This is a genomic window from Oleiphilus sp. HI0086 (assembly GCF_001635225.1).
In genome coordinates this window covers 1-272 of sequence record NZ_LWFZ01000452.1, presented here as the reverse complement: position 1 = coordinate 272, position 272 = coordinate 1, and the positions used below count along the sequence as shown (strand labels likewise).

The window sequence follows — 272 nt, the reverse complement described above, 5'->3', positions numbered from 1 at the left end:
GATGAATGATTGGAACACCAAGAAAGCTTGTAAAACGCTCTTCTCCCGTTTCAGGCAAATAGCGGTAGCGTTCATGCTGCTGGGCATCTTCGAGGTTTATCGGCTCTTCCCTAACACCAACCAAACCAACCAGACCCTCTGAATAACCCAAGCTCACGTTCCCGATCGCATCTTCCCGCAAGCCACGAGAGGCACGCAAGACATAACGATTTTCTGCCGGATCAAGAAGATAGATGGAACATACTTCCGTACTCATAGCCTCCTGAACGCGA

General features: G+C 49.6%; 1 protein-coding gene. It reads right to left on the bottom strand.

All coding sequences use genetic code 11. From position 1 onward, the window contains the following. Window positions 1-272 (bottom strand): GAF domain-containing protein (locus A3756_RS05590; protein ID WP_156490298.1); only part of this gene is annotated, 272 nt, incomplete at both ends.